This window comes from Bradyrhizobium sp. CCBAU 53351, assembly GCF_015291745.1.
GTDB lineage: Bacteria > Pseudomonadota > Alphaproteobacteria > Rhizobiales > Xanthobacteraceae > Bradyrhizobium.
The window spans coordinates 5,833,707-5,851,015 of the sequence record NZ_CP030059.1; the positions used below are offsets into that span (position 1 = coordinate 5,833,707).

The window sequence follows — 17,309 nt, forward strand, 5'->3', positions numbered from 1 at the left end:
GCTCACCTCCTCTGAAAATCCGCCGACATGAACAGCAATGCCAGCGCCTGCTGGCGGCTCTCGGCGCGGCCGACCGCCTGCTTCACCTCGCTCGCGATCTCCGATGCAAAGACGTCCTCGATGATGGCTTGCGGATCGGTCGTGCCTGCGAGGCGCTCGGCTAGATTGTTGGCGACATCGAGCCGCCGGCCGACGCCGTCGATCCAGCTCGCCTCGTCATCCGGATAGCCTTTTGGCGCGGACGGGCGCCACAGCGGCTCGCCGAGCAGCTCCTGGCCGCCGGTGTAGCGGACCGGATCGACCTGGGTGATGCCGGTCGCACGTGCCATGCCCACGACCCATTCGCCGGGCCGCTTGAGCTTTGACGGCGGCCCGCGCCATGCCTCGTCCGACGACACCATCGCGATCGCGACCTGCTTGAGATCGCCATCGGTGTCGCGAAAGGTTGTCGCCAGCTGCTCGACCAGGACCGGCGGCGGCTCGTCGGCGACGAAGTGGCGGGCAAGCTTGGTCGCGACATGGGTCGCGGTCGCCGGATGCGCGGCGAGATCGCGCAGCACGGCGCGGCCCTGCTCGACGTCCTCCTGCTCATAGCGCTTGCCGAGCACGGTCTGGCCGCCGGGCTCATGCAGCCGCGGATTGAAGATGAACTCGCCGCCATGCTGGGGATCGGCGCCCGGCGGCACCAGCGTCCAGCCGGTCATGACGTTCGCGAAGCTGATGACGTCGTCCTGGGTGTAGCCGGTGCGCACACCGAGCGTATGCAGCTCCATGATCTCGCGCGCGATGTTCTCGTTGAGACCGCGGCTGCGGTTGATGCCGGCGATCGAGTTCGCCCCCATCGAGCCGAGATTGTCGAGATAGAACAGCATGGCCGGATGGCTTTCGGCCGCCAGCAGGAGATCGACGAAATGGCCTAGCGCGTGGGCGCGAACCGCCTCGCGCTCATAGGCGCCGGACATGCTCTGGATCTTGTTGGCCGAGATGCAGAAATGATTGGACCAGAACCACACCAGCCGTTCGGCAAAGCCGATCTCGGCAGTGAGCGCAGCTTCGGTCCGCAGCTTGGCTTCCTGCAAATAGATCGGACGGCCGGGATCGGGGACGGCATCGGCCGCCTGCTTCGCCGCCATCTCGGCGGCGTCCTTCTCCTGGGCATAGCCCTGTGCCCGGCCCTCGGGCTGCGCCTGATCCGCCGACGCCATCTGCTGCTTCTTGACCTGCTGCTGCGCCTGCTTGGCCCGCGCCGTCCGCCGCGCATTGGCATCGGCAACGGTGCGATAGGCCTTTGCGCTGGGGGGAAGGCTGGCGGCGGCGCTCAGTGTGAGCGGCCGGTCGAGCTCGGCAACCAGCGCGCCGCGCGGGTCGGTCCCGATCGCGGCCATCGATCCCGGCCGCGGTCCCATCCCGAAGCGATGCAGCGCCAGCAGGGCTTCTGTCTTGGCAGAATTGCTCATGGCGATCGCCTCTTTCTTCGCGCCTGCCCTGATCGCGAGTCGTTAGAAGCTACGATTTGTAATGCTACAAATCGTAGCATTCACATTGCCGGCCGACAAGCGGAGATTGCGACGCCTCCGTCAAGAAATCGCGAGCCGCCACCCTGCCTAGAAATTCGGGCCGAGCGCGATCTTGGTGATGGTGCCGTTCCGGACGCCGATGCGCCATTCCGCCGAGCCATTGGCGAACTGGGCGATGTAGATGTCGCTGTCGAGCGCGGTGACGCCGCGGAACGAGACCGCCCGCAACGCGCCGAGCTTGGCCAGGATCGCCTGGTCGAACGGCAGCTGCTGGCGCGTGATCTCGGCGACCTCCGACGTCATGAGCTCGTAATCGGGCTGTCCCTTGCCGACGCCCTCGATATAGCGGCGCAGCATCTCCTCGCCATTGGCGATCGGAACGGCGCGGCGTGCGGCGCGCCCCGGCTTCGCGCCGAGGTTCGAAGCCTCCACGTTGTGGAAGCGCGTCTGCCGGCCCGGCATCAAGACCTCGAGGCACCGCCCCGACTTGTCGGCAATGACCCAGGGATTGTTCACGGTGGTGGTGACAGCCCAACTCATATTGGGCCTGACGACGCTCTGCGCCTTGCGATTGCCGTCGGCGTCGAGATTGAAGATGCGGATGTCCTCGCCCATCTCGTTGTAGAGCATGATCCGGATCGGCGAGGTGCCGGCGCGACCGCGCACATTCGCCTGTTCGGCGCAGGGCATGATGCCGCCGAGCTCGTCATTGCCGTCGGCCCGGAAGATGACGTCGCCGGCCTTGCCGTCGGGCTCGAGCAGCAGGCGGAATTCCGCCGTGCCGTTCTCGAACTTGGCGCCATAGATGTCGTAGCCGCCGGGGCCGACGCCGCGGAAGAAGATCGATTCGAGGGCGCCGAGCGCCACGAAGGTGGCCTGCGTCTCGTTGAGCTGTCGATGGATCTTGGCCGCCAGCGGCGCACTCATGCGGTCGTAATTCGGCCTGCCTTGGCGCATGTCCTCGATCCCGCGCAGGATCATCTCCTTGCTGCCGGCAACCGGGACCTGCTCGCGGAAACGATCCGGGACTTCCGCGACACGGCGCGCAAAGTCGGCCTCGATCGCCTGCGCCACCGCCGCGTCGATCCGCGGCGCGAGACGCGCGCCGGCGACCGCGTTCTGGACCAGCACGCGCGAGACCCTGGCCTGCTCGTCGCGCAGGAAGATCAGGAGGTTGTGGCCATGGATCGAGAAGGCATCGGCACCTTCGGCGAGAGCTGTCGCCGGGCCCTGCACGGTCTCCTGCACCTGCAGCCGATCCCCATCGCGGCGCACGGTGAGCACGCGGTTCGGCGCCAGCCGGTACCAGCCGACATATTGATCGAGCGGCGCGGGCTCCGCAGCGGTGGTCGGCATCTCCGCGACACGAACCGCGCGGATGTCGCGGCCGTTCATGCGCAAGCTCAGCTCGGCCGAGCGATGCTCGGCATCGAGCGGGAACGTGATCTCGCCGGACGAGGCCGGATAGGACGCCGTGCCGTCGCGGCCCACCGTCAGGCGCAATTTGCGCTGCCCGGTCATCTGGCCGTAGAGATCGTCGCCCTCGCGGAAGATGGCGAACACCGAGGCCGGACCCATGGCGTAGAAATTGACGAACGGGCGATAATGCTGGGCCGGCGCCTCACCGAGATCGGCGATGGGTGCGGGATCCGGCGCGCGATAGGCGATCATGCCGGCGGACATGATCACGACGGGTGCGATCGCGCTCGCGATCCAGAGCCGCTTGCGCCAGCCGACCGCAGCTGGCATCGCGGCCGCCGCGATGATGCGCTCGACGCGGGCGCGCACGGTCGAGGCCCGCGCCATCGCGAGCTCGACCGACCGCGGCCTCACCGTGCTGGCGAAATCGAGCAGGATTTCCGCATAGGACAGCCGGTCCTCGATGACCTCGATCGCCTCGATGTCGCTGATGATCTCGGCGAGCTCGGCGAGGCGTGCGAGCTGCCACCATGCGAACGGGCTGAACCAGAACATTGCCCGATTGAGCGACGCCAGCAGCAGGACATAGAAGTCGCGGTTGGCGACATGCGCGCCCTCATGCGCGAGCACGGCGAGGCGCTTCTTGGCGTCCCAGCCGGCGAACTGCGGCGGCACCAGAATGGTCGAGCCGAAGGTGACGGGACCGCCGACATCGCGGCTGACGCGCACGTCGGTGCCGGTCATCGGCAAGCCGCGCAGCGGTTTTGCCGCCCGCGCCAGCCGCCAGGTCAGGAAAAGACCGATCGCGAGCCGCAGCAGCAACAGGCCGGCAACGCCGGCATAGACGAGGGTGGCGATCAGCCACCAATTGATCGGCAGACCACTTCGCATCACCGGCGGCGCGACGGCACCGGCGGGAGCGCCGGACAGCGCGGGCTGCGGCGTCTCCAGCATCGAGATGTCGGCCGGCAGGAAATCATCCGGCACGGAGACCGGCAAAGGCAGCCGGCTGATCGTGAGCGTCGGCCAATGCATCACGAACGGCATCGCCAGCGACGCCAGCAGCACGACGATCCACGCCGTCATGTGAACGCGCGGATTGCGCGCGCAGAAAAGATTGAGACCGAACCAGACGACGCCTCCCAGCACAAGGGAGCGCAGTGCCGCCTCCGCCAGAGTTGCGATCATTCTTTCTTCACTCCCCTCGCCTTCTTCGCCTTGGCCACCTGGTCGGCCAGCTCGCGCAATTGCTGCTGGTCGAGCATCTTGTTGTCCACCATGCCGACGAGGACCTCCTCGATCGAGCCATTGCAGAACCAGTCGACGATGCGCTGCACCGCCTTGGCCGCCACCTTCGCGCGCTCTTCGGCGGCGTGATAGACATAGGTGCGGCCGTCCACGGTGTGGCGAGCATAGCCCTTTTCCTCCAGCCGGCGCAGCACCGTACGAACCGTCGATTCCTTCAGCCGCCGCGACAGACGTTCACGCACGATCTCGGCCGTGACGGGACCATGGGCCCAAACCAATTGCATGACCTCGCGCTCGAGGTCGCCCAGTTCGGGCAAACGATCGTCCATGGCATCTGACCTTGCGGCTTGAGTTCTTCTTGTAACGCTACAGATTGTCGCATATAGCGCCGCGCGACACAACGCCGATTCCACCTGAGATGGTGCCGGTGGGCTGACCTGACTGCCGGTTCGTGAATGTGAGACAGGCGAAAAATGCGAGGTCGTCATGCCCAAGCCTGTCCCGGGCATGACGATGCGGAAACGTGGCGCCGTTATCGCGCCGTTCGAGCGCGGGGCGACCGCTCAGTAATGCGGCTCGTACATCTGCGACTGCACAAGGGCCTTGACGTCATTGGGCGCCGGCCCGTCCGCGAGCCCGCGCTGATAGGCAACGTCGGCGACGGCCGCGGCGATGCGGACCGAGACTTCGCGGATGCGCGGCAGCGCCGGATAGAGACTGCCCTGCGCGAGATCGTCCTTGCCGACGCAATCGGCGAGCGTATGGGCCGCCGCCATGAACATCTCGTCGGTGACGAGGCGCGAGCCACTGGCGATGACGCCGAGGCCGACGCCCGGGAAGATGTAGGAATTGTTGCCCTGGCGCGGCACGAAGCTGCGGCCGTTCAGCTTGACCGGATCATACGGGCTGCCGCAGGCGAACAGCGCACGGCCCTCGGTGTAGCGATAGGCATCCTCCGCCGAGCATTCGGCCTTCGAGGTCGGATTGGAGAGCGCGAACACGATCGGCTGTTCGTTGAGCTCCGCCATCGTCTTGAGCACCTCCGGCGTGAAGGCGCCGCCGACCGCGGCGACGCCGATGATCGCCGTCGGCTTCAGCGTCTTGATCGCGGTGAGGAAGTCGGCGATCGGCGCCTGATCGGTGTGGGCATAGCGGAGCTTGTGGCCGGACAGACCTTCGCGTCCGCCGACGACGAGACCGCGGGAATCCACCAGCCAGTTGCGGCGGAGCGCGTCCGCCTCGGAGGCGCCTTCCGCCATCATTGCGGACACCACGAGATCGGCGATGCCGGTTGCCGCCTCGCCGGCGCCCAGGAACAGGATCATCTGGTCCTTCAGCTTGCCGCCATTCACACGCAGCGCCGAGAACAGGCCGGCCAGCGCCACCGCCGCGGTGCCCTGGATGTCGTCGTTGAAGACGCAGGCTTCATCGCGATATTTGTGCAGCAGCTTGAATGCCGAATGATTGGCGAAATCCTCGAACTGGATCAGCACGCCCGGAAAGGTCTTTCGCGCCGCCTGCATGAACTCGTCGACGAAGCTGTCATAGGCTTCGCCCGTGAGCCGCCGCTCGCGCAGGCCGAGATAATAGGGATCGCTCAAAAGCTCTTCGTTGTTGGTGCCGACGTCGAGTACGATCGGCAGGCACGCCTCCGGATGCACGCCGGCGCAGGCCGAATAGAGCGAGAGCTTGCCGACCGGGATGCCCATGCCGTTGGCGCCGAGATCGCCAAGTCCCAGAATGCGTTCGCCGTCGGTGACGACGATCAGCTTGGCCTGATAGGGCCAGTTCTCCAGGAGCTCGGTGATCTGGCCGCGATCGCGCGAGGAGATGAACATGCCGCGCGGCCGCTGGAAGATCAGGCCGTATTTCTGGCAGGCGAGCCCGACCGTCGGCGTGTAGATGATCGGCTGAATCTCGTCGATATTGTCGACGACGACGCGGAAGAACAGCGCCTCGTTGCGGTCATGCAGCGCGTTCAGCGCGACGTATTTTTCGAGGTCCGTCGGCAGCGTGCGCAGGTTGGTGAGGACGCGCTGCGCCTGCGTCTCCATCGTCAGCACGCAAGGCGGCAGCAGGCCGCGCAGGCCGAGTGCTTCGCGCTCGGATTCCGTGAAAGCGGTGCCCTTGTTGAGCAAGGGATCGCGCAGCAGCGCCATGCCTTGCGGCGGATTTGACGACGTCGATTGGGCAACGACCCGGGCAGGTCTATTCACGAATTCCCCCAAGAAGCACATTGAACCGCGCACATTGTCGGCCAGCGCTCCATTGAGATCAAGGACGCAGACACTGAGGCCCCGATTGTGATCTCGCACCGCAGCGAGATTTGCGCCAACGATTGGCAGTTGCGCGCGTAAAAGTTAACGCGGCAAGCTACCCCTCGTCATTCCGGCTGGATGTTGGCCGCCTCCACGATCGGCCACCATTTCTCGGTCTCGGCCTTCTGGAACGCAGCGAGCGCTGCGGGCGTCTGCTGGTCGGTTGGCGGTATCTCCTGCCCGAGTTCGGTAAAGCGCTGCTTGACCGCGGCATCGGCGAGCGCGGCGACGATCGCCGTGTTGATCCGGGCGACGATGTCCTTTGGCGTGTTCTTCGGTGCCCAGATGCCGTGCCAATAGGAAATATAGAGCCCTGACAGGCCCGCCTCGTCGACGGTCGGAATGTCGGGAGCGGAGGCAAGCCGCGTCGGCGATGTCACCGCGAACGCCTTGACCGCGCCGCTCTTGACGTGTGCCAGCGAGTTCGCCGCCTGGTCGAACATGATGTCGATCTGGCCTGCGACGAGATCGATCATGGCGGGCCCCGCGCCGCGATAGGGCACGAACTGGAAGTCGGTGCCTGTTTTATCCTTGAAGAAGACGGCGGCGACATGGGCTCCCGTACCCGCCCCTGAAGTTCCCGCGGTGGCCTTACCGGAATTGGCCTTCAGCCACGCAATCAGCTCCTTGAGATTGTTCGCCTCGAGCGACTTCCGGCCGACGATGAGTTGCGTGCCCATCGCGATCATTGCGACCGGCTCGAAATCGCTCACGACGTCATAAGGCAGCTTGAGGATCGCGCCGTTCAGCACATGAGTGCCCCAATGACCGATCGTGATCGTCGTGCCGTCAGGCGTCGCGCGGGCGGCGCGGGCACCTGCAATGCTGCCGGAGGCACCGGCGACGTTCTCGACCACGACCGTGGTGTGCAGCTCGGCGGCGATCCGCTCCGACAGGATCCGCGCCAGCGTGTCGGTCGGACCGCCCGCGGCGAACGGTACGATGAGGGTGATGGGCCGCGATGACTGAGCGCCTGCCGGCGCGCACCACATCGCGCATGCGATCAACCCGCCAATGACGATCGCATGACCGCGCAACACAGCCCACAGCCCCCGCATCAGTCTCTCCCACCCTTTTTGCCGCCCGCATTTTGGCAGCGGGCCGGAGGGCGAGTGAACGCTGCCGGGCGAGCTGAGGCAAGCGGTAAGTTGATAGCGCTTCTATCCGGCCGCGCGCCGCGGCGTCAGATTGGCGGCGCTATCGGCCGGCGGCGCGATATGCATCAGGATGGTCTGGGTGGCGGATGCGACGTTGATGCCGTTCTGCTGGAAGCGCAGCTTCATGCGCCGGTTGAATTCGCGCTGGACCGGCCAGCGCCCGGCTTCGGTGCAGCGGATCTGGCCGACGATCGACACCATCGCGCCGTCCACCTTGTCGATGCCCCAGAGATCGAGGTCGCCACGGATCAATGCGCGGAAATCCGGCTCGCGGCGCATCTCGTCGACGATGTCCTTGAGGATCTGGCTGGCGCGGTCGGTGTCTTCCTTATAGGCGACATTGACGCTGACGGAGGCGTTGCCTGCGCCGCGGCTCGCATTGGTGATGGTCGTGACCGCGCTGAACGGCACGATGTGCACGGCGCCGTCGCCCGCGCGCAGACGTATCGTTCGAATGGAAACGTTCTCGACCACCCCTGACAGGCCCGACACGCTGACATTGTCGCCGACCTGTACCGTGTTCTCCAGCAGCAGGAACAGCCCGGTGATGAGGTCCTGCACCAGCTTCTGCGAGCCGAAGCCGATGGCGATGCCGACGATGCCGGCACCCGCCAGCAGCGGCGCGACATTGACGCCGATCTCGCTCAGCGCGGTGAGGCCGACGATCGTGGCGATCAGGCAGAGCAGCGCGGTGCGCAGCATCGGCTGGAAGGTGCGCAAGCGCGCGGCGCGGGCGTAGTGCCCGTCCCGCGACAGCGTGTTGATCTGGCGGTCCAGAAGCGCGTTGCTGGCTTCCCAGATCGCGGCTGCGATGAATACGGCGAGGCCGATCGTCACCACGGCGGAGATCAGCCGGCTGCCGATCTGGCCGCCATAGAACCAGACGATGGCGTCCACACCCCAGACTTCGAGCATCGCCACGAAACCGATGAAGACGATCACGCCGGAGACGATCCTGCGCAGCAGCGGCAGATAGCGGTTGGCGCGGATCTCCAGACCCGGAAAGCGCTGCAGGATCTCCGGCTGGATGCGGAAGCCACGGTCGATCAGGCTCAGCGTCAGCATGATGGCAACGCGCGTGATCACGGCAACGACGACAGTGCCGACGAAATATTGCAGCAGCAGCGAATAACCGTTGCGGATGTTGAGCGCCCACACCGCCCAGAGCGCGAGATCGAGCGCGATGGCGAGATAATGCCATCCGCCGGCGATGCGGTTGCGCAGGCGGGCCGCGATGCCCTGCCGGTCGGCCGGCGCCCGAATGGCCTCGGCGACCTGCCGGCGGCATTGCAGGATGATGACGACGACGAAGAGATGCACGATCAGCATCACCATGCGGAGCAGCGCGGCATAGCCGGCGCGGTGCAGGCCGAGCAGCAGCGCGACATTGGCAAAAGCGATGCCGGAGACGCCGACGCCGACGATGCGGCGCGCCCAGATCTCGACATAGGCCGCCGTCTCGGCGCGCACCGGAAACAGACCGAACGGCCCGGCCAGCGCCCGGAAGACGCAGATGAGTCCGCGCGAAAACGCATAGGCGTTGACGACCGCGAGGATCACGAGGCGAACGGTGGTGGGCTGTCCGATCTCGGTGCCGAGCAGCGCCGTCGCGACGCCGACGAAGAGGAGCACGGGAAGCAATTCGAGGACGAGGCGCCCGAACACGAAAGGCAGGCGCTGCATGATCTGCCAGACGCGCGCCAGGCTGTGACGGCGCTTGTGCAGTTCGGGCGCGGGGGTGACATCGGCAACCGACGACGGCGGATCCGCAATCGGCAACACCTGCGCCGGCAGATGCGCGGTTTGCGGCACACGCCCCTCGAGGAAGGCAACCGGGCGCCGGATCAGGCGGAACAGTACCCATTCGGCCGCGAGCGCGCAGCCGACCACCAAGGCGAGCTTCCAGGCGATCTCGATCAGAAGGTTATAGGCCGCGGGATCGTTCGCCGTTCGCACGATCCAGTAATAGAACGCCGGGAAATGCGTGATCGTCCGCGCCACGCTGGCGATCTCGCTCGAGATCTCGCCAATCTCCTCCGACACCGTGAGCAGGAGCTGCGCACCGAGTCCGTCGGCCGAGAGCGGGATCGGCGACTTGCGCTCGGGCGCGGGCGTCGCAGGTTGCTGCGGACCGGACGCATTGGCGATCAGGCGCAGCGTATCGATCATCTGCGCGCGCTTCTTGTCGTCCTGAAGCGTCTCGAGCGCACGCTTGGCCTCGTCCGGCGACAACGCGGCGGCATTGTTCGCGGCCGGCTGAGGCGGCTGGGCGCGAACGCTCGGGAAGGAGAAGAACGCGAGGAAGAGAACGGCGAGAACCACCGGGGCAAGCTTATGCGACACGAGGAGTCCTTAAAAAAATGCATGCGCCGGCGGCATCGGGACCACCGAAACACATGCGTCATGTCGGATTGAAGCTATTCGCCTCGCGCCTGTGTCGGAAGTTGGCCTTCGAGGCGACATTCTCTTGGCATTTGCCGCAATGCGGGGGCGGGGAACCTCGTCTCAGCAGAGTTCAGACGCCGACGAAGCGCGGTCCGTGCAACGCGATCCGTCCATTGCGGGATTCCCGCAGTTCGACTTTACGAGTCGTCACGCCCGGGCTTGTCCCGGGCATCCACGTTCTTCGCGCCTCGGGCCAAGGCCGTGGATGGCCGGGACAAGCCCGGCCATGGCGATGTGGTGACCAGTGCACCCCAATGCACAAATCATCCGCGGATCGCTCCGTCATTCCGGGAAGCGGCCCGGAATGACGGCGAGGAGGAAGGAGGGAGAAACGCAGGATGTCAAAGGCAGCTATCGCGGTCGGCCTCGTCAAGACCATCCACACGATCGGCGACCAAAATACAGCGCCGGGAAGGTAGGGGCTCTGCCTTACTGATGCAGCCCGCTAAACCTTGACCCGGCGTGCCGTTCGCGGTTTCTGCCGCTATGCGATAGTCCGAACGAGCTCCATCGCACTTAACGCGGCTGGATTTGCGGAGGTGGTGTCATAGACCTCCCCTTGCTCATGAGGTGGACGTTGCGTGTCGCTTGTTTGCGACCGGCGGCATGGTCCTCCTGTGCCACAAGACTGTCAAGCGGGATCAATCGGCGAGAGATCACAATTGAGCACGCCGGTTCCGGGAATGATCGGAACAGCGCCTGTTTTGCCCGACGCAGCAACTCCATTTCGTATAAATCGAACTGCCTCTTCAACGATCGGCAAGCCATTGATTTTGTTCACGCCGTCTACTGTGCATGGGGTTGTTTTCGCGATTTCTTCGCCTGGCTCCTCTTGTCTTCCTTCTCCAGCGCCATGCGCACCGCGTCGAACTCCTTCAGCGAGGCCTTGTCGGCGCGGGGGAAGCGCAGGTCGAGTTTTTCGAGCGTCGCATTGATCACGGAGCCGATCACGACGCGCGCGAACCATTTGTGATCGGCCGGCACGACATACCACGGCGCATGGGCCGTCGCGGTGTGCCGGACGATGTCCTGATAGACCGCCTGGTAACGCGGCCACAGCGCGCGCTCCTTGATGTCGTCCATCGAGAATTTCCACTGCTTGGCCGGGTCCTCCAGCCGGTCGAGGAAGCGCTCGCGCTGCTCGTCCTTGGACACGTTGAGGAAGAACTTCAGCACCACGGTGCCGTTGCGGCAGAGATAGCGTTCCCATGCCGAGATGTCCTCGAACCGCTCCTTCCAGATGTTCTTGGTCGGCAACTTCTGCGGCAGCTTCTCCTTGGCGAGAAGCTCCGGGTGCACGCGCGTCACCAGGCATTCCTCGTAATGGGAGCGGTTGAAGATGCCGATATGACCGCGTTCGGGCAGCGCGATCACATGGCGCCAGAGGAAGTCGTGATCAAGCTCCTTGCTGCTCGGCGCCTTGAAGGCGTGGACCTCGCAGCCCTGCGGATTGATGCCCTCGAAGATCGCCTTGATGGCGCTGTCCTTGCCGCCGGCGTCCATGGCCTGGAACACGATCAGGAGCGACCAGCGGTCCTGGGCGTAGAGCTTCTCCTGAAACTCGACCAGCCGTTTCTTGTTGACGTCGAGAAGCGCCTGCGCCGTCTCCTTGTCGAGATCGCCCTTCTCGCTGGTCTTGTGATCCTTGAGATGAAACTTGCCCGAACCGTCATAGCGGAATGGCGTGATGTAGCGGTCAAGTTCCTGGGCGGGCGATTTGGACGGCTTCTTGCTCATGAGCGCGGGGCACCTTGCGTTGCGGCTTCAGTCGGTCGAGCAAGCTACCAAGGATGCCCTTGGGAAGGAATATGATGAAGAGCACGAGCAGCACGCCGTAGACGAGATTGTCCCAGCCGACGGCCTTGGTGCCGAAGCCGATGCGCAGGGTCTCGGCCAGCAGAATGGTGATGATGGCGCCGAAGGTCGGGCCGAGCGAGACGAACAGGCCGCCGACGATGGCCGCGAACACCATCTGCAGAGACACTGCGATGCCGCTGACGGTGTCGGGGGTGATGAACATCTGGTACTGGCAGTAGATCGCGCCCGCGAGCGCCGTCATCAGCGCGCTCAGCAGCGTGATCTTCAGCTTCTCCGCGGTCACGTCGACGCCGGCGGCCGCCGCCGCGTCCTCGTCCTCCGAGATCGCCTCAAGCGCATAGCGGGCCATGCTGCGGTCGACCCAGTGCCAGACCACGATGCCGAAGAGCCAGACCCCGAGCGCGATCAGATACCAGGTCGTCTTGTCGTCGAACTGCAGCGCCCACAGCTTGTTGCCGGATGCGCGGTTCGGCGTGTAGCCGAGCGAGCCGCCGGTATAGTCGCGTGTCGCGGTGATGACCTGGAGCACGATGCCCGACAGCGCCAGCGTCACCAGCACGAAATAGTGGCCGGTGATGCGGAAGCGGAAGCAGGGATAACCGACGATCAGCGCCAGCGCGCCGGCCGCGACCATGCCGATGGGAATGCCAATCCAGGGCGACAGGCCGAGATGATTCCAGAGCAGCGCGGTGACATAGGCGCCGATCCCCATGAAGCCGCCATGGCCGAGCGAGACGAGGCCGAACCGCCCCATCATCGACCAGGAGGTGTAGGCGAACGACCAGATCAGGATCAGCACCAGGATGTGCAGATGATAGGGGTCGCGATAGACGAAGGGCAGCGCGACCAGTGCCGCGAGCCCAATGCCCCAGGCTGCAAGCCTCCCCTGCCCCATCATCGGCGCCTCGCCAGGAGGCCCGCGGGCCGGATGAACATCATGACGATGAAAAAGGCGAAGGCGAGCACGTAGCCCCATTCGAGGTCGGAGAACAGGCCACCGAGCGAGATGATCTCGGCGAACACGAAGGCGGCGATGAAGCCGCCGATGAAATTGCCGAGGCCCCCGAGCACGCAGATCAGGAAGGTGATCGGCCCAAACGACAGCCCGACGAAGGGGTGCACGTCATATTGCAGCACCAGAAGGCAGGCGGCGAGCCCGGCCAGCGCGCCGCCGAGTGCGGAGGTGATGAGATAGATTCTCTTGGTGTCGACGCCCATCAGCGCCATGATCTGGCGGTCCTGCGAGATGGCGCGGATCGCGGTGCCGGTGAAGGTGCGCGTCATGAACAGATAGACCGCGACCATGCCGACCAGCGCCGCCAGGAACGACAGCAGCCGGGCATAACTGAAATTCATGTCGCCGAAGGCAAGCACCGGCAGGCGGATGCCGAGGTTGCGGAAGTCGATGCCGAAGGCGACGGTGGCAAAGCTCTGCAGCACGAACAGAACCCCGCCGGTCGCAAGCAGCTGGTTGATCGGCGGCGCGGTCAAGAGCGGCGCGATCACGAGGTAATGCAGCGCTGCGCCGAGCAGCGCGACCAGGACAACGGTGAGAGGCGCTGCGACGAAATAGCTGAGGCCGTAGACCTGCACCATGAAGTACATGGCATACATGCCGATCATCACGAGCTCGGCGTAGCAGATCCAGGTCACGTCGATGACGCCGAAGATCAAATTGAGCCCGAGCGCCAGCAGCGCCAGCACGCCGCCGAGCAGGATGCCGTTGATCACGGCCTCCAGCAAATAGATGTCGAAAATGTCCAGGAACGCCTGCATCAGCCTCACACCCCCAGATAAGCTTCCTTGACCGTGTCGCTCGCCAGCATCTCGGCCGAGGTGCCGGACGCCCTGATCGTGCCGGCCTCGATCAGATAGGCGCGGTCGACCACTTTCAGCACCTGCTGCACGTTCTGCTCGACGATCAGCACGGTCAGCCCGCGGCTGCGGATCCGCTTCACCAGCTCGAACACCTGCTGCACCACGACGGGCGCAAGGCCCGCCGACGGCTCGTCCAGCAGCAGCAGCTTCGGATTGGACATCAGCGCGCGGCCGATCGCGCACATCTGCTGCTCGCCGCCGGACATGGTGCCGGCCATCTGGTGGCGCCGCTCCTTCAGGCGCGGGAACAGGTCGAACACGACCTCGAGCCGCTCGGCATAATGGCCCCGCGCCTCCTTCATGAAGGCACCCATCTTGAGATTGTCGTCCACCGAGAGCTGCGGAAACAGCCGCCGGTTCTCCGGCACATGCGCAATGCCGAGGCTGACGATCTTGTGCGGTGGCGTCGCCACGACGTCCGTGCCCTCCATCCGGATCGAGCCGCGCGCGGGGCGGATCAGGCCGGAGATGACGCGCATCAAGGTGGTCTTGCCGGCGCCGTTGGGGCCGATGACGCCGACGGCTTCGCCGGCCTTGACGTCGAGATTGACGTCGAACAGCGCCTGGAAGGTGCCATAGCCGGCATTGACGCCGCGGAGCTCCAGCATCACGCGCCTCCCGCGCGGCGGCGCGCTTCGGCGGCCGCGGCCTGCGTGGTCTCGGCATCGGTGCCGAGATAGACCTCGATGACGCGCGGATCGCCCGCTACCGCACTCGGCAGGCCTTCCGAGATCTTCTCGCCGTGGTCGAGCACCATGACGCGATCGACGACGCGCATCAGCACGCCCATGATGTGCTCGACCCAGATGATGGTGATGCCGAGCTCGTCGCGGATGTTGCGCAGCATGTCGGCGGCCTGATCCATCTCGGCCTCGTCGAGGCCGCCGAGGCTTTCATCGGCCAGCAGCAGCTTAGGCGCCGTGGCGAGCGCCTTGGCGAGCTCGAGCTTCTTCAGGCCGGCGGCGCCGAGACCATCGACGCTGGCGTGGCGATCGGTCGGCAGGCCGACCATCGCGAGGGATCGCTCGGCTGCCTCTTCCGCCTTGACGCGGCTATGTCGGCCCTGGCCGTAGAAACCGGCGAGCGCGACGTTCTCGAAAATGGTCAGGCGGCGAAAGGGGCGCGGAATCTGGAAGGTGCGGCCGACGCCGCTGTTGATGATCCGGTGCGGCGCAAGGCCCGCGATCTCATGCCCGGCAAACATGATCGAGCCCGAGGTCGGCGCCAGCGTGCCGGAGAGCATGTTGAAGATCGTGCTCTTGCCCGAGCCGTTGGGGCCGATCAGGCCGAGAATCTCGCCCTGATCGACCCGAAACGACACGTTGTTGACGGCGGTGAAGCCGCCGAACCGCTTCACCAATCCGCTGACTTCCAGCACCAAAGCCCTCCGCTGCTACTGGTTGCTGTAGGTGGTGCCCTTCGGCAGCGGCAGCACGGCGTCGCGCTGCGCCTGGCTCTTCGGCCACACCACGTGAGACTTGTCGTCGAGATACTGGATCACGACAGGGAACGAGCGCTCGTTCTGCCCGGCCATCGGCGTGCCCTCGCCGTAGAACTTCACGCCGAAGCCGAGCATGGTGCCGCCTTCGGGGATGTCGGTGTCGAGCGCCGCCTTGCGCAGCGCCTCGGGATCGACGCCGCCATATTTCTTGATCGCCCGCGGCAGCACATCCGCCATGAACACATAAGTGTTGGAGGCACCGATGCCGACATGGGCGGAGCGGATGGCGACGCCGGGCTTGATCTTGTCGAACTCCTCGCCGACCATCTTGATGACGGGCGGGAGCTTCGGATCCATGGTCTTCTGGTTGGCCAGCCAGATCGAGATCGGGTCGGTGTTGAAGATATAGGCGGCGTCGGCCCCCATGCCTTCCTTCAGCTTCTCATAGACGCCATAGCCGGCGCCATGGCCCATCAGCGCACCGAACTTCAGCCCCTGCTCGCGGGCCTGGCGCAGCAGCAGGGTGATGTCCGGATTGTAGCCGGTGTGGAAGATGACGTCGGGCTTGGCGCGCTTCAGCTTGGTCACCAGCGGGGACAGATCGGGCGCGGTCGCCGAATAGCCCTCTTTGAGCACGACGTTGAAGCCGGCCTTCTTCGCGCCGGCCTCGTTGCCCTTGGAGACGTCGACGCCATAGGCGCCGTCCTCGTGGATGATGGCGACGCGCAAATCCTTCGGTTCCTTGCCGAGCTTCTCCTTGGCGTTCTGCGCGATGAAATCCATCGTCATCATGCCGAACTGGTCGCCGCTCGCCTGCGGGCGGAACACGTATTTGTAGCCTTTCTCGTTGAACACGGCCGACGAGATGCAGGTCGTCATCCACATGAACTTCTTGAGCTGCTCGACGCGGGCGGCCACCGGCACGCATTGGGCCGAGGAGAAGAAGCCGAGTACCATGTCGACCTTCTCCTGCTCGAGCAGGCGGACGGATTCGTTGATGGCGATGTCGGGCTTGCTCTGCGCGTCGGCATAGACCGCCTCGATCTTGTAGCCCTCCACGCCGGTCTTGGCGAAATGGTCGAGGATGATCTTCGCGCCGACATAATTGAGCTCGGAGCCGCCGCCGGCCAGAGGCCCGGTCAAATCAAAGACGACGCCGATCTTGATCTTCTTGTCCTGGGCCTGGGCGGACGCCGCCAAGCCCGTCGCTGCTATCGCGACCACCAGCCCATGTAGCAACCGGGCAGCCATGCGCAGGCGCATCAAAACCTCCCTGGACGATTGTGCATTGCATTCGTCTTGATCTTGCTTGCCCCCATCACATGGGCAGAGCGCAGGGATGTCAAGTCTTGCGCATCAGCGCGAGGCGAACTGCTGCTCGACAAAGGCCGTGACAAATCGCGGCATGGTCGGCCTGAGATCACTCATCCCGCGCACGAGATGAATGGCCGACAATTCGGGCTCGTCCTCGCTGGCGAGGTTGGCTTCGATGCGGGCGCGCGCCTCCTCGCCGGACATATCCAGGTTGAGTACCTGCATCATCGCAATCGCAGGGCCACTGACGATGCAGTGCCAGTCCGGCTCGGCCCGAAAGTCCGCCGCGGTGAGGCCGGTCTCTTCCTCGAGCTCGCGGACGACGCTGCCGGGAATGTCCAGCGTGTCACCCCTGACGTCGTCGAGATCGGGCGTGCCCGAGGGGAAATAGATACGGCCCGCATTGGCGGTGTGCGGCGCCATCTCACCCATGACGAAGGCGCCGTCGGCGCTGCGCAGCGCGCCCATGCCAAAACCGTTGAACACGGCAGGCCCAGGAAAGCCCCAGTCACGCCAGGCGAGGAAGCTGGCGAAATCGGTCTCGAAATAGGTCGCAGCGAAACAGCCGTCCGCGAACACGGGATCGCGCCCGAGCAGGACGCGGCCGTTCCAGATCTTTGGCCGCTCGCGCTGCTTTTCGGCGAAATGCGCCGCGATCTCGTCGCGCCATTCCTCCGCGAACGGCCAGACGATCGGCCGCACGGCAAGATCGAGCGTGGTGACGCGATGAATGATCGGCGACGTCATGAGCGAC

Annotated in this window: 14 protein-coding genes; all 14 read right to left on the bottom strand. The window is 65.2% G+C overall.

The window, feature by feature from the left end:
• Nucleotides 1-2: 2 nt before the first annotated feature.
• The gene (locus tag XH83_RS27740) at nucleotides 3-1,457 is read right to left on the bottom strand and encodes a DUF1800 family protein (RefSeq protein ID WP_194403814.1); all 1,455 of its coding nucleotides are present in this window, start codon (nucleotides 1,455-1,457) and stop codon (nucleotides 3-5) included.
• A 147-nt stretch (nucleotides 1,458-1,604) separates the two neighbouring features.
• On the bottom strand, nucleotides 1,605-4,124 hold the full coding sequence (locus tag XH83_RS27745; protein WP_194403815.1) for a M56 family metallopeptidase: 2,520 nt from the start codon (nucleotides 4,122-4,124) through the stop codon (nucleotides 1,605-1,607).
• The gene (locus XH83_RS27750) at nucleotides 4,121-4,513 is read right to left on the bottom strand and encodes a BlaI/MecI/CopY family transcriptional regulator (protein ID WP_194403816.1); all 393 of its coding nucleotides are present in this window, start codon (nucleotides 4,511-4,513) and stop codon (nucleotides 4,121-4,123) included. Before XH83_RS27750 ends, XH83_RS27745 begins: the two co-directional genes overlap by 4 nt.
• 234 nt (nucleotides 4,514-4,747) lie before the next feature.
• Nucleotides 4,748-6,343 (bottom strand): NAD-dependent malic enzyme, encoded by a 1,596-nt coding sequence (locus tag XH83_RS27755; protein ID WP_246776521.1) that lies wholly within the window; start codon nucleotides 6,341-6,343, stop codon nucleotides 4,748-4,750.
• Between the two features lie 224 nt (nucleotides 6,344-6,567).
• The gene (locus XH83_RS27760) at nucleotides 6,568-7,560 is read right to left on the bottom strand and encodes a tripartite tricarboxylate transporter substrate binding protein (RefSeq protein WP_194403818.1); all 993 of its coding nucleotides are present in this window, start codon (nucleotides 7,558-7,560) and stop codon (nucleotides 6,568-6,570) included.
• A gap of 102 nt (nucleotides 7,561-7,662) precedes the next feature.
• Entirely contained in the window at nucleotides 7,663-10,002 is a 2,340-nt protein-coding gene (locus tag XH83_RS27765) for a mechanosensitive ion channel domain-containing protein (protein ID WP_194403819.1), read from the bottom strand.
• Nucleotides 10,003-10,735: 733 nt separating this feature from the next.
• Nucleotides 10,736-10,885, bottom strand: coding sequence for a hypothetical protein (locus XH83_RS27770; RefSeq protein WP_194403820.1), 150 nt, complete (start codon nucleotides 10,883-10,885; stop codon nucleotides 10,736-10,738).
• Nucleotides 10,886-10,890: 5 nt separating this feature from the next.
• Complete coding sequence (locus XH83_RS27775; protein ID WP_194403821.1) at nucleotides 10,891-11,841, bottom strand: polyphosphate kinase 2 family protein; 951 nt, start codon at nucleotides 11,839-11,841, stop codon at nucleotides 10,891-10,893.
• On the bottom strand, nucleotides 11,801-12,820 hold the full coding sequence (locus XH83_RS27780; RefSeq protein ID WP_194403822.1) for a branched-chain amino acid ABC transporter permease: 1,020 nt from the start codon (nucleotides 12,818-12,820) through the stop codon (nucleotides 11,801-11,803). The genes XH83_RS27775 and XH83_RS27780 overlap by 41 nt, the downstream gene beginning before the upstream one ends.
• Entirely contained in the window at nucleotides 12,817-13,698 is an 882-nt protein-coding gene (locus XH83_RS27785) for a branched-chain amino acid ABC transporter permease (RefSeq protein ID WP_194403823.1), read from the bottom strand. The genes XH83_RS27780 and XH83_RS27785 overlap by 4 nt, the downstream gene beginning before the upstream one ends.
• A 5-nt stretch (nucleotides 13,699-13,703) precedes the next feature.
• Nucleotides 13,704-14,408 carry an ABC transporter ATP-binding protein gene (locus tag XH83_RS27790; RefSeq protein WP_194403824.1) on the bottom strand — a complete coding sequence of 235 codons (705 nt, stop codon included), beginning with the start codon at nucleotides 14,406-14,408 and terminating at the stop codon, nucleotides 13,704-13,706.
• Nucleotides 14,408-15,178: an ABC transporter ATP-binding protein gene (locus tag XH83_RS27795; RefSeq protein ID WP_194403825.1), complete on the bottom strand. Its 771-nt coding sequence runs from the start codon at nucleotides 15,176-15,178 to the stop codon at nucleotides 14,408-14,410. Before XH83_RS27795 ends, XH83_RS27790 begins: the two co-directional genes overlap by 1 nt.
• Before the next feature lie 15 nt (nucleotides 15,179-15,193).
• On the bottom strand, nucleotides 15,194-16,504 hold the full coding sequence (locus tag XH83_RS27800; RefSeq protein ID WP_194403826.1) for an ABC transporter substrate-binding protein: 1,311 nt from the start codon (nucleotides 16,502-16,504) through the stop codon (nucleotides 15,194-15,196).
• A 93-nt stretch (nucleotides 16,505-16,597) separates the two neighbouring features.
• On the bottom strand, nucleotides 16,598-17,302 hold the full coding sequence (locus XH83_RS27805; RefSeq protein ID WP_194403827.1) for an NUDIX hydrolase: 705 nt from the start codon (nucleotides 17,300-17,302) through the stop codon (nucleotides 16,598-16,600).
• Nucleotides 17,303-17,309 lie beyond the last annotated feature (7 nt).

What these genes read in the sequence shown, in the direction of transcription:
- XH83_RS27740 (WP_194403814.1), bottom strand. Translation starts at nt 1,457, where the DNA reads ATGAGCAATTCTGCCAAGACAGAAGCCCTGCTGGCGCTGCATCGCTTC.
- XH83_RS27745 (WP_194403815.1), bottom strand. Translation starts at nt 4,124, where the DNA reads ATGATCGCAACTCTGGCGGAGGCGGCACTGCGCTCCCTTGTGCTGGGA.
- XH83_RS27750 (WP_194403816.1), bottom strand. Translation starts at nt 4,513, where the DNA reads ATGGACGATCGTTTGCCCGAACTGGGCGACCTCGAGCGCGAGGTCATG.
- XH83_RS27755 (WP_246776521.1), bottom strand. Translation starts at nt 6,343, where the DNA reads ATGGCGCTGCTGCGCGATCCCTTGCTCAACAAGGGCACCGCTTTCACG.
- XH83_RS27760 (WP_194403818.1), bottom strand. Translation starts at nt 7,560, where the DNA reads ATGCGGGGGCTGTGGGCTGTGTTGCGCGGTCATGCGATCGTCATTGGC.
- XH83_RS27775 (WP_194403821.1), bottom strand. Translation starts at nt 11,841, where the DNA reads ATGAGCAAGAAGCCGTCCAAATCGCCCGCCCAGGAACTTGACCGCTAC.
- XH83_RS27780 (WP_194403822.1), bottom strand. Translation starts at nt 12,820, where the DNA reads ATGATGGGGCAGGGGAGGCTTGCAGCCTGGGGCATTGGGCTCGCGGCA.
- XH83_RS27785 (WP_194403823.1), bottom strand. Translation starts at nt 13,698, where the DNA reads ATGCAGGCGTTCCTGGACATTTTCGACATCTATTTGCTGGAGGCCGTG.
- XH83_RS27790 (WP_194403824.1), bottom strand. Translation starts at nt 14,408, where the DNA reads ATGCTGGAGCTCCGCGGCGTCAATGCCGGCTATGGCACCTTCCAGGCG.
- XH83_RS27800 (WP_194403826.1), bottom strand. Translation starts at nt 16,504, where the DNA reads ATGCGCCTGCGCATGGCTGCCCGGTTGCTACATGGGCTGGTGGTCGCG.
- XH83_RS27805 (WP_194403827.1), bottom strand. Translation starts at nt 17,302, where the DNA reads ATGACGTCGCCGATCATTCATCGCGTCACCACGCTCGATCTTGCCGTG.